Genomic DNA, 11170 nt, shown 5'->3' with positions numbered 1-11170 from the left:
GGATTTCCGCCGGTACGGTGATGCAGCGCCGTCGCGGCGCGCACCGGCGCCGGAGCGCCGGTGCGCGCGGCCAGCAAGGCCGCCGTCTGCCCGGGGGTCAGCCGGTCCAGGAGTACGTGGGTGACCGCGTGCCGGCGTTCCATCCGCGCCAGCAGGCCGGCCATCGGCTGCCGGCGGGTCACCTCGTCCGGCCGGTACGTGCCGATGAGCAGCCGCGGGCCGCGCTGGTCGGCGATCCGCTCGAACAGCGCCGCGCTCTCCGAGTCGGCCCAGTGCAGATCCTCGAAGACGATGACCGCCGGGGCGTCGCCGATCAGGCCGGACACGATCGCCAGCCCGGTGTGCAGCCGCTCGACCGGGCTGCGCCGCGGATCGGCCAGGGCGGCCAGCTGTTCCTCGCCGACCTCGGGACGGCCGTCGATGGCGTCGAGCAGCACCTCGTACGGCCGGGAGAGCGAGCCCGGCTCGGCCTGCCCGACCAATATCACCGTCTCCGGCGAAACGCGGGACAGCAGCTCGTGGACCAGCCGGGTCTTGCCGATGCCGGGCTCGCCCGCGATGAGCGCGACCGCCGGCTCATGCGACGAAGCGAGCCGCGCCAGTTGGCGCAGCTCGCTCTCCCGGCCGATCATCACCGGGCCGGCACCGCCGCGGAGGGGTCGCACGACGCCAGGTTACCGGTGGGCTGCCCCCGCACCGCACGTGCTTTTCGGCCCTTCCGGGCGCGGCGGGCCTCGCGGGCACTGCTCAGCAGGCGGTGCCGGTCGGCCTCGGCGATCAGTTCGCGCTGCCGCTGGTTGGCCAGCATCATCAGCATGACCGGATGCATGTTCATGACTTTTCTCCTTGTCGCCGTTCGATATACCGATCCTCGGCCGCACCGGGAGCTGTCACATCGGAAGCCCTTACCTATCTCTGCGGGCGGCCGATGCCTGAGCGGGCCTAGGCATACTTAGGCGGTGTGACGTCACTCAATGGGGAGGACGAGACGTGAGCATGCTGGAACGGATCCGGAACGGGCTGGTCGGTGACGGCCAGGTGGTGGACGGCCCCTTCGGGCCGAGGAGGATCACGTACGCCGATTACACCGCCTCCGGGCAGGCGCTCGACTTCGTCGAGGACTTCATCCGCGACCAGGTGCTGACCCGCTACGCCAACACCCACACCGAGGCCTCGGCGACCGGCGCGCAGACGGGCGCCCTGCGCGAGGAGGCCCGGGAGATCATCCGCCGCAGCGTCGGCGCGGGCCCGGACCACGTGGTGATCTTCTGCGGTTCGGGGGCGACGGCCGCGGTCAACAAGCTCACCGGCGTCCTCGGCCTCCGCATCCCGGAGGCCCTCGACGAGAAATACGCCCTGAGCGGCCACATCCCGGCCGCTGACCGTCCGGTCATCTTCGTCGGCCCCTACGAGCACCACTCCAACGAGCTGCCCTGGCGCGAGTCGATCGCCGACGTCGTCGAAATCGACTCCGATAAAACCGGGCACGTCGACCTCGGCGCGCTGCGGCGCGCGCTTCTGGCGTACGCCGACCGGCCGTTGCGCATCGGCAGCTTCTCGGCCGCGTCGAACGTGACCGGAATCCGCACCGACACGGCGGCGGTGTCGCGGGTGCTGCGCGAGCACGGCGCCCTGTCGGTGTGGGACTACGCGGCGGCCGGGCCGTACGCGCCGATCTCGATGGCCGACAAGGACGCCGTGTTCCTGTCCCCGCACAAGTTCGCCGGCGGCCCGCAGACCCCGGGCGTCCTGGTCGTCGACCGCAGGTTGCTGACCAACCGGGTGCCGGTGGTCCCAGGCGGCGGCACGGTCGCGTTCGTCGACCCGACCGGCCACCGCTACATCACCGATCCGGTGGCCCGCGAGGAGGGCGGCACCCCGGCGATCGTCGAGTCGATCCGGGCCGGCCTGGTCTTCGCGGTCAAGGACGCGGTCGGCACCGAGCTCATCGAGGAGCGCGAGCGCGAACTGTGGCACCGGGCCCGCGCGAGCTGGACGGCCGAGGAGCGCATCGAGATCCTCGGCGACCTCGACGCGGAACGCCTGTCGATCGTCTCGTTCCAGGTCAAAGCAGGGGAGCGCCACCTGCACCACAACTTCGTGTCGGCGCTGCTCAACGACCTTTTCGGCATCCAGGCCCGGAGCGGATGCTCCTGCGCCGGGCCGTACGGTCATCGCCTGCTCGGCATCGACGACGCGCATTCGCACGAGTTCCAGGTCGAGATCCTGAACGGCTGGGAGGGCATCAAACCGGGCTGGATCCGGCTCAACCTCAACTACTTCATCTCGGACACCGTCGCCGACTACCTGATCGAGGCGGTCGGGCTGGTGGCGCGGTACGGGGCCCGGCTGCTGCCGGAATACCGCTTCGACCCGCGGACCGCGCTCTGGACGCACGTACGGCATGCGCCGCCGCCAGTCCGCCTGGCCGACTTCCTGGCCGCGGCGGCCGAGCCGGCCGGCCCGGTGAGCTCGGTCGGCGAGGAGGCGCTGGCCGGCTATCTCGAACAGGCGCGCGACATCCTGAGCAGCCGCCCCGAGCCGTCGGACGGCCTGCGCCTCGACCTGCCGCCGGCGTTCGAGAAGCTACGCTGGTTCCTGCTCCCCGAGATCTGCCTGAGCTGACCTGAGCACCGGCCCTGGAGCCCGTCGGCGGCCTTCAGGGCTCGATGGGGAGCCGCTGCCCGGCCAGCAGCTTCTGTCCCGCCTCGATCTTCGCCTCGTCGACGGACACGTGCCAGAGCCTGGCCAGCCTCTCGGCGTCCGTGACGTCGAAGCCCGCGTCCCAGAACGCGCGCTGCGCGCTCTGGGCCGGCGGGAACGGCAACGGCTGGCCCGCGTCGAGCTTCGCGCCACCCTTGACCTTGGCGTCGGCCGGGTCGGCCAGCTTCCACAGCTTCGCCAGCCGGACGGCGTCGTCGTACGCGTAACCGGCGCCGAAGAACGCCGAGAGCGCCGCCCGGGTGTCCGGATTCGGCGTGGCCGCGTCGGCCTGGATCGGATGCGGCGGGATCGGGAGGGTCCGCCCGGCGAGCAGCAGACTGCCCGCCTCCGCCTTCACGTAGGCGAGGCCGGCTTCGGTATGCCAGAGCGCGGCCAGCCGGACCGCGTCGTCGTAGCCGTACCCGGCGCGGTCGAAGGCATCCAGATCCTGCTCGAATTCGGCCTCGCCGAGCGACGTCGGCACCGTCGGCACCGCCGCCGGGGAGGTGGTGGCACCGACCCGGGCCGGCGGGACCGGGAGGGTGGCGCCGGGCAGGAGGCCGGCCGGCAGGTTGGTGCCCGCCGCGAGCAGGCCCGCGCCGAGCACCGCCCCGCCGACGACCTGGGCGCTGCGGCGGCGCCGCATGTACCGGCGGTACAGCTCCCGCGAGCCGAGGTACACCGTGCCCATGTTCGGAGCGAGGTATTCGTGAGACTCGAAGGTCTCACGGAACATGTCCTCGTACTGGCTCACGAACGCTCCTAGGCACGCAATCGGCGCCCTGGAACCGTTTCGAGGGCCGCGTACCTAAGACGGCTCCGCTTTCGCCGTTGTGCACCGCGCTCCGGTGACGTTTACCGCACGTCGAGCCCGGGTCAGCCCTTGACGGCTCCGGTGAGGCTGAAGGCGCCGCCGAACACGCGGGACATCGCCGAATACAGCAGCACCACCGGGGCCGTGTAGAGGATCGCGAACGCGGCCAGCTGGCCGTACGCGACCTGGCCGTAGCTCGAGAAGAACGTGTAGATGGTGACCGAGGCCGGCTGGCTCTCGGGGGCCTGCAGCAGGATGAACGGTACGAAGAAGTTGCCCCACTGCAGCACGAACGTGAACACGAACACCACGGTCAGGCCGGGCACCATCAGCGGCAGGACGATCCGGGTCAGCGACTGCAGCCAGCCGGCGCCGTCGGTCCAGGCCGCCTCCTCCAGGCTCAGCGGCACGCCGTCCATGAAGTTCTTCATCATCCAGATCGCGAACGGCAGCGACGACGCGGCCATGAACAGGATCAGCGCGGGCACCGAGTCGGTCAGCTCGAACTGGCTGTACATCGTGTAGACCGGCACCATCACCGCGGTGATCGGCAGCCCGGTGGAGAACAGGATGGTGTACATGAAGATCCGGCCGAACCGGCTGCGGTAGCGCGACAACGGGTACGCCGCGAGCACCGCCGCGGCCACGGTGATGAGCGCGGTGCCGGCCGAGATGATGAACGAGTTGAGCATCGGGCGGTAGACGGTGTCGGCGTTCAGCACGTCGGCGAAGTTGCGGGTCGAGAACCGCCAGTCGATGTGGGCGGACAGCGCCGCGCCGGGCTGGATCGAGGCGATGATGAGCCACAGGAACGGCAGGAAGAACGCGATCGCGATGATCAGCAACGCGATCCAGACGGCGATGCGGGACGGGCCACGGCCGGGTGCGGTGAGATCGGCGGTGGTGTGGCGGGGCGCGGCCTCCACTGCCACGACGGGGGCGCTCACAGGTCGTCCACCTTGATGAGGCGTACGTAGATCAGCGAGAAGATCGCGCCGATCACCAGCAATACCAACGCCATCGCGGTGCCGTAGCCGAGTTTGTAGAACTGGAACGACTCCTGATACATGTAGATCGGCGTCGTCGAGCTCTTCGACCCCGGGCCGCCCTTGGTCATCACATAGATCAGGCCGAACGCGGCGAGGGTCTGCAGCGTGATCAGCATGAGGTTGGTGACGATCGAGCGGCGGATCAGCGGCAGGGTCACGCGCCGCAGCCGTTGCCACCCGGTCGCGCCGTCGACCGCGGCCGCCTCGTGCAGCTCGGGTGGCACGTCGTTGAGCGCGGCCTGATAGACCAGCATCGAGAACGCGGTGCCCCGCCACACATTGGCCAGGATGACCGCGAGCATCGGCGTCGTGTAGAGCCAGTTCTGGCTGAACCCGACCCGGTGCAGGATCGCGTTCAGCGTGCCCTCCTGATGCAGGAACGAATACCAGCAGAAGCCGGCCACCGTCTCGGGCACCGTCCACGCGGCGACCACCAGGCTGCTGACGACCGCCCGGGCCACCTTGCCCCGGCCGCGCAGCAGCAGGGCGATCAGCAGCCCGAGCGTGTTCTGGCCGATCACCGCCGACCCGACCACGAACACCAGGGTGAGCCAGAGCGAGTTCCAGAACTGGCTGTCGTGGAGCATCGTCCGGAAGTTGGCCAGGCCGATGAAGTCGATCGTCGAGGAGCCGGTCAGCGCGACGTTGGTGAAGGCGCTGTAGACGCTCCACAGCAGCGGGCCGGCGAAGAACACCCCGAGCAGCAGCAGCGCGGGAGCATACGCCCCGAACCGTGCCGCCCGGGAGGAGGTGGCGGTCGTCATTGCGCGGTCATCACTTTGTCGTCGCCGCCGGCCGCCGTCCTGGCCTGATCGGCGAAGGTCTTCGCGGCCGCGTCCGGCTGGGCCTGACCGGTCATCACCGACTCCATCGCCACCTGCACCGCGTCCGAGATCTGCGGGTAGACCGGGTAGGCGGGCCGGAACTTGGTGATCTGCACCAGATCGGTGAAGAACTTCAGCGTCGGGTTGGAGTTCAGGTACGCCGGGTCGTTCGCCACGTCGTTGCGTTCCGCGATCTGGCTGGCGCCGATGTCGTACTTGAGGGTGTTCTCCCGGTTGAGCATGGTCGTGACCAGGTCGAACGCCGCCTTCTTGTCCTTGGCGTGCGAGCCGACCGAGAGCACCCAGCCGCCGGACATGCTGATCTTGCCGGGGGCCTCACCGTTCTGCGTCGGCATGGCGGCGGTGGCCAGCACCTTGCTCCACTCCGGCCACGGCTTCTGGCCCGTCGGGACCCAGGTCTGGTTGATCCACGAGCCGTCGAGGTCGATGGCCAGCTTGTTCTGCGGCAGCAGTTCGGTGGTGACGCGGGTGGCCCAGTTCGGGTCGAGTGCGTTCTGCGGGGTCGGTGCGAGCTTCTCGTCGAAGACCGTCTTGACGAAGTTGAGCGAGTCGTTGAAGCCGGGGCTGCCGACGACCCACTTCTTGGACGCGTCGTCGTACAGGGTGTTCTTGGTGCCGTACAGCAGCATCTCGAAGCCCTGCATGGTGGCGGCCTCGCCGACGCCCTTACCCGAGTAGATGTTGAACGGGGTGACGCCGGGCAGCTTGGCCTTGATCGTCCGGGCCGCGGTCAGGATGTCGTTCCAGCTGGTCGGCTGCCACGGCGTCGGGATGCCGGCCTTCTTGAACAGGGACGGGTTGTACCAGAGAGCGCGCGTGTCGGTGCCCATCGGGACGCCGTACGTCTTGCCGTCCTGCGCCTTGGCCGCGCTCTTGGCCGCGTCGGTGAACTGGGACCAGTCCGGCCAGTCCTTGAGGTAGTCGTCGATCGGCGCCAGGAAACCGGCCTGGATGTCGGTGTTGACGAGGAAGGTGTCCTCGTACATGACGTCGGGCGCGCTCTTGGGGGAGCGGTTCATCAACGACAGCTTGGTGTAGTAGTCGTTCTCCGACGCCTCGATCGGCTGGAGGTTGACCGTGTAGCCGGGGTGGGCCGCCTCGTACTGCTTCTTGACGTCCTTCAGCTGCTGGTCGAGCTGGATGAAGGCGCCGAACTTCTGGTAGGCGATGGTGATCGTCTTGCTCTTGGCGTCGTCGCCCGACGACCCGCAACCGGCGGTCGCGGCGGTCACGACCAGGGCGGACAGGGCAGCGATGATGATCCGGGACCGCATGTGAACTCCTAGTGGGGGAGTCGGGATCCATCGACGGTCTTCTCTGCTAACGTTCTCTGAGAACGTAATCAGATCGTCACTGCATGGTCAAGAGCGACAAAGATCAATGGAACGGAGTTGGCATGTCGCAACGTCGCCCGACGATGCATGACGTCGCGAGGGCGGCCGGGGTCAGCCCGGCGACGGTGTCGCGTGTGGTCAACAACGAGCGCTACATCCGGGAGGAGACCCGGGCCGCGGTCGAGCGCGCCATCGCGGAACTCGGCTTCCAGCGCAACGAGGCGGCCCGCGCGCTGCGCCCCGGGCAGACCACCGACACGATCGCCCTGATCATCGAGGACGTCGCCAACCCGTTCTGGTCGGCCATCACCGACGGCGCCGAGCAGGTGGCCCGGCGGCACCAGCACATGCTGGTGGTGGGCAGCACCCGGCACAGCTACGACCGCGAACGCGAACTGCTGCGCGACCTGGTGCTGCGCCGCCGGGTCGACGGCGTGCTCGTGGTGCCGACCGCGCAGCCGCAACACGACCTGCACGCCGAGCTGAGCCGGTGGGCGCCGATCGTGTTCATCGACCGCAAGCCGGTCGGGGTGGCCGCCGACGCCGTGCTGCTCGACAACCGGGGCGGGGCCCGCGGCGCGGTCGAACACCTGATCGGACAGGGAAACCGGCGCATCGCGTACGTCGGAGGCGACCCGGCCGTGACCACCGGCGCCCGGCGGCTGGCCGGCTATAAGCAGGCCCTCAAACAGGCCGGCCTGCCGGCCGACCCGGCCCTGATCCGGCTCGGCCTGCACACCGTCGACGACGCGCGCGCGGCGGCGGCGATCCTGCTCGGCAGCGTCGACGCGATCTTCGCCGACAACAACCGGATGGCGGTCGGCGTCCTGCAGGCCCTGCACGAGCACGGCAGCCCGGTCGGCCTGGCCGCCTTCGACGACGTGGAGCTGGCCGCGCTGCTGTCCCGGCCGGTCGCGCTCGTCACCTACGACGCGACCAGGCTGGGCGCGCAGGCGGCCGAGCTCCTCTTCGCCCGCATCAACGGCGCCGCGGGACCGCCGAAGCGCTCGGTCCACCGCACCACATTGGTCACCCGCGGCGGCGCGCTCAGCGGCTGACCGGCACATCCAGCCCGGCGGCGCCGAGCACCTCGTCGGCCTCGGCCTCGGCGACCGTGATCGGGGTCCGGCGTGCCCGAGGGAGCGCCCCGGCGACCACCGCGGCGGCGAGCGCGGCCAGGGCCGCGCCGACCACGAAGACGGTCACGAACTGCGTCTCGCGCGGCAGCGGCACCGGGCCCGCGATCGGGTTGCGGGTCATCATCGTGACCACGAACGCGGTGCCGAGCGACATGCCGACCGAGCGGGAGATCGAGTTCACGCTGTTGGCGATGCCGGTCTCGGCCGGCGTGACGTGGGCGATGAGCAGTGCGGGGAGCGCGGCGTACCCGAAGGTGACCGCGGTGTTCACCACCAGGGCCCCGATGATGACCTCCCAGGTCGCCGAGTGCAGCACGGCGAGCATCGCGAAGCCGGCACAGGCCAGCACCGCCGCGATGACCAGCGTCGCCTTGGCGCCGAACCGGGCGACCAGCCGGCCGCCGAGCGGTGCGGTGAGCACGCCGCCGGCCGTGCCGGGCAGCAGGTAGACCAGGCTGGCGGCGAGGACGGACGCGCCGAAGCCGTAGCCGGCGACCGCCCGCGGCGTCTGCACCAGGGCGGAGACGGCCAGGAAGACGGCGAACATCGAGAAGCCGAGGAAGAGGCCGGCCGCGTTGGCGACCACGATCGGGCGGTGGCTGAGCATGCGGGGGCTCACCAGCGGGTGCGTGACCCGCCGTTCGAGCAGGACGAACGCGACGAGCACCACGACCGCCCCGGCCAGCGAGCCGAGCACCCGGGCCGAGCCCCAGCCCCACCCGTTGCCCTCCTCGAGCGGCAGGATCAGCAGCACCAGGCCGAGGCCGAGCAGGGCGGCGCCGGCCCAGTCGAGACTTCCGGTGGCCGCGCCCGCCCGGCGCGGCAGCAGCCACACCCCGGCCAGGCCGATCGCGGTCAGCGCGGTGGCCAGCCAGAACAGCTGGTGGTAGTCGCCGCCGTGCCGCATCAGCAGCCCGGTGACCACCAGCCCGAAGCCGGCGCCGACCGAGAGCATGCCGCTGACCAGGGCCATCGCGCCGGTCAGCCGCCGCGGCGGCAGCTCTTCCCGGAGTACGCCGATGGACAGCGGGAAGAGCCCGAAGCTGGCCGCCTGGGCGACCCGGCCGACGATCAGCAGGGGGAGGCTCGACGTGGCGGCGGCGAGCACCGAGCCGAGCAGCACCACGGCCAGCACGCCGAGCATCACCGGACGGCGGCCGTGCAGGTCGCCGAGCCGGCCGAGCATCGGCGTGAACACCGCGGCGGCGAGCAGGTTGGCGGTCACCACCCAGCTCGCCGAGCTGGTGGAGACGTGCAGGGCGGACTGGATGTCGGCGACGACCGGGACGACCAGGGTCTGCAGCGCCGAGACGAGCAGCACCACGTAGCAGGTGACGGGCAGCGCGAGGCGCGATTTCGTGGTCACCCGTCCGAAGCTAGACCTATTCTCAACACCGTGTCGAGAATAAAAGATGTGACGTCGACTTCCTCCGACGCGTTGTAGAGTCGGCGGCGTGCCAGCCATCAGAAGTCGCCGCGCCCCCACCAAAGGTGATCAGCGGGAACAGGCGCTGATCGAGGCCGCGCGGTCGGTCTTCCGCGACAAGTCGATCAGCCAGGTCACCATCGACGAGTTGGCCGGCGCGGCCGGCATCGCCCGTTCCGGCTTCTACTTCTACTTCGAGTCCAAGCAGGCGCTGCTCGCCGCCCTGGTCGACCAGCGGCTCGCCGAGGCCGACCTCGAGCTGGCCGAGTGGCTCGCCTCGGACGGGCTCGACCGGGGCGCGCTGCGCCGCGGGCTGGCGGCCGGGCTGGCCCGCTGGAAGACCGACGGCCGCTGGCTGCGCGAGGCCTTCATCACCCCCGACCCGGGCCCCGACGTGACCCACGTCCGCGACCGCCTGGTCGACCACGGCTGCAGCCTCTTCTCGGAGCGCATCGAGCGCGACACGCGGGCCGGGCTGACCGTCGGCGGGCCCCCCGGCCTGCTCGCCAAGATGGCCGTGCACCTGCGCACCATCACGTTCGCCGACGTCTACGCCAACCCCGGCGCCTACGACGACGACGAGTTGCTCGACACGCTGACCGACGCGATCCTCCGGCTCGTCTACGGAGCGAGCCCCGTGAGCTCCTGAAAGGAGACCGCGAGGCGGCCGCGGCCCTCGGCCTTCGCCCGATAGAGGTGCCGGTCGGCCCCGGCGAGCAGCGCGGGCAGCTCCTGGTGCCCGCCGTGGTGCGCGCCGACGCTGACCGAGACCGACAGGCCGGCCGCCAGGCGGCCCCAGGGCTCCTCGCGTACGGCGTCGACCAGCGCCTGGGCCCGCTGCCCGGTCACCTCGGCCGGCACGTCGGCGACGATCACGAGGAACTCGTCACCGCCGAGGCGGGCGGCGAGGTCGCACGGGCGTACGTGGGCCGCGAGGATCTCTCCGAGCCGGACCAGCACGGCATCGCCGATGTCGTGACCGAAGGTGTCGTTGACCTTCTTGAAGTGGTCGACGTCGATCATCATCACGGCGAAACCGCTCTCGGCCCCGGCTTCCGGCGCGCTGTCGAGATAGGTGTGGCAGCCGCGGCGGTTCGCCAGCCCGGTCAGCTCGTCGAGCAGCAGTTGCCGGCGGGTCTGCTCGTGCTCGCGGCGCGCGTGCTCGACCGCGATCGCGGCGCGGATGCCGGCCAGGCGGTCGATGCGGTTGTTCCAGCGCAGCGCGGCGAGCTCCTCGGCGTAGCGGATCGCGAGGGCCGGGGTGCCCGGGCGCCGGGCCGCGAGGTGCAGCGTGAGCAGGTGGGTGTTGCCGGGCACGCCCGCGCCGAGCCGGTCGACGACGGTCGCCGCGAGGCGGGCGGCCAGCGCGTCGTCGGCGGCGCGGGCGGCGCGGATCGCCCGCTCCAGGAGGTCGATCGCGGAGGTCGAGGCCGACGGGCCGGGGCCGGCATCGGCGACCGCGGCGGTCGAGGCCGGCGCGGTCGGGTGTGCGCCGGCGATCGTGGAGGTCGAGGCCGGCGCGGTCGGGCGTGCGCCGGCGATCGCGGCGAGCAGGCGGAGGTGGGCCCGGTGCTCGGCCACCCAGGGGGCCGGCCAGTCCGCGTCGACCTCGTCGCGGTAGTCCCGCAGGGCCGCCGCCGCCCGGTCCCCGGCCGCGGCCCAGTCGTTGATCTGGACGTGCGCGCTGGCCCAGTCGAGCGCCATCTCGATCCGGTTGAACGCGAGCACCCGGCGCTGCCGGTGGGCGGTCCGGACCCAGCGGGGTATCACGTCGATGGACGGGTCATTCAAGAGGGCGCGGTAGTCGGTCTCCAGCTTGCGGACGCCGAACTTCTCACCGGCCGAGGCCAGCGCGGCGGG

General features: G+C 70.9%; 11 protein-coding genes. 3 read left to right on the top strand and 8 right to left on the bottom strand.

Features of this window, described 5'->3' with window-relative positions; genetic code table 11:
* Window positions 1–665: AAA family ATPase (locus AB0M88_RS51395; protein WP_364115348.1), on the bottom strand; the 665-nt coding region annotated here is incomplete at its 3' end.
* The gene (locus tag AB0M88_RS51390; RefSeq protein ID WP_364115346.1) at window positions 632–835 is read right to left on the bottom strand and encodes a hypothetical protein; all 204 of its coding nucleotides are present in this window, start codon (window positions 833–835) and stop codon (window positions 632–634) included. The genes AB0M88_RS51395 and AB0M88_RS51390, both read right to left, overlap by 34 nt.
* A 161-nt stretch (window positions 836–996) precedes the next feature.
* Between AB0M88_RS51390 and AB0M88_RS51385 the strand changes: the two genes are divergently transcribed.
* Window positions 997–2625 carry an aminotransferase class V-fold PLP-dependent enzyme gene (locus AB0M88_RS51385; RefSeq protein ID WP_364115350.1) on the top strand — a complete coding sequence of 543 codons (1629 nt, stop codon included), beginning with the start codon at window positions 997–999 and terminating at the stop codon, window positions 2623–2625.
* Window positions 2626–2659: 34 nt separating this feature from the next.
* On the opposite strand, the gene AB0M88_RS51380 is transcribed toward AB0M88_RS51385, so the two are convergent.
* From AB0M88_RS51380 to AB0M88_RS51365, 4 genes are all read right to left on the bottom strand, one after another.
* Window positions 2660–3457: a hypothetical protein gene (locus tag AB0M88_RS51380; RefSeq protein ID WP_364115344.1), complete on the bottom strand. Its 798-nt coding sequence runs from the start codon at window positions 3455–3457 to the stop codon at window positions 2660–2662.
* Window positions 3458–3579: 122 nt separating this feature from the next.
* Complete coding sequence (locus AB0M88_RS51375) at window positions 3580–4464, bottom strand: carbohydrate ABC transporter permease (protein ID WP_364115342.1); 885 nt, start codon at window positions 4462–4464, stop codon at window positions 3580–3582.
* Window positions 4461–5330 (bottom strand): sugar ABC transporter permease, encoded by an 870-nt coding sequence (locus tag AB0M88_RS51370; RefSeq protein ID WP_364115340.1) that lies wholly within the window; start codon window positions 5328–5330, stop codon window positions 4461–4463. Before AB0M88_RS51370 ends, AB0M88_RS51375 begins: the two co-directional genes overlap by 4 nt.
* Entirely contained in the window at window positions 5327–6685 is a 1359-nt protein-coding gene (locus tag AB0M88_RS51365; RefSeq protein WP_364115338.1) for an extracellular solute-binding protein, read from the bottom strand. Before AB0M88_RS51365 ends, AB0M88_RS51370 begins: the two co-directional genes overlap by 4 nt.
* Before the next feature lie 122 nt (window positions 6686–6807).
* Between AB0M88_RS51365 and AB0M88_RS51360 the strand changes: the two genes are divergently transcribed.
* On the top strand, window positions 6808–7803 hold the full coding sequence (locus tag AB0M88_RS51360) for a LacI family DNA-binding transcriptional regulator (protein WP_364115336.1): 996 nt from the start codon (window positions 6808–6810) through the stop codon (window positions 7801–7803).
* On the opposite strand, the gene AB0M88_RS51355 is transcribed toward AB0M88_RS51360, so the two are convergent.
* On the bottom strand, window positions 7793–9250 hold the full coding sequence (locus AB0M88_RS51355; RefSeq protein ID WP_364115334.1) for an MFS transporter: 1458 nt from the start codon (window positions 9248–9250) through the stop codon (window positions 7793–7795). The two genes, AB0M88_RS51360 and AB0M88_RS51355, sit on opposite strands and share 11 nt — an antisense overlap.
* Before the next feature lie 88 nt (window positions 9251–9338).
* Between AB0M88_RS51355 and AB0M88_RS51350 the strand changes: the two genes are divergently transcribed.
* Complete coding sequence (locus tag AB0M88_RS51350) at window positions 9339–9959, top strand: TetR/AcrR family transcriptional regulator (protein WP_364115332.1); 621 nt, start codon at window positions 9339–9341, stop codon at window positions 9957–9959.
* Here AB0M88_RS51350 and AB0M88_RS51345 read toward each other — a convergent pair.
* Window positions 9932–11170: GGDEF domain-containing protein (locus AB0M88_RS51345; protein ID WP_364115330.1), on the bottom strand; the 1239-nt coding region annotated here is incomplete at its 5' end. The genes AB0M88_RS51350 and AB0M88_RS51345 overlap by 28 nt on opposite strands.

It is taken from the genome of Actinoplanes sp. NPDC051411, from assembly GCF_040682075.1.
GTDB lineage: Bacteria > Actinomycetota > Actinomycetes > Mycobacteriales > Micromonosporaceae > Actinoplanes.
This window is presented reverse-complemented; position numbering and strand designations above follow the sequence as displayed.

What these genes read in the sequence shown, in the direction of transcription:
- AB0M88_RS51390 (WP_364115346.1), bottom strand. Translation starts at nt 835, where the DNA reads ATGAACATGCATCCGGTCATGCTGATGATGCTGGCCAACCAGCGGCAG.
- AB0M88_RS51385 (WP_364115350.1), top strand. Translation starts at nt 997, where the DNA reads ATGCTGGAACGGATCCGGAACGGGCTGGTCGGTGACGGCCAGGTGGTG.
- AB0M88_RS51370 (WP_364115340.1), bottom strand. Translation starts at nt 5,330, where the DNA reads ATGACGACCGCCACCTCCTCCCGGGCGGCACGGTTCGGGGCGTATGCT.
- AB0M88_RS51365 (WP_364115338.1), bottom strand. Translation starts at nt 6,685, where the DNA reads ATGCGGTCCCGGATCATCATCGCTGCCCTGTCCGCCCTGGTCGTGACC.
- AB0M88_RS51360 (WP_364115336.1), top strand. Translation starts at nt 6,808, where the DNA reads ATGTCGCAACGTCGCCCGACGATGCATGACGTCGCGAGGGCGGCCGGG.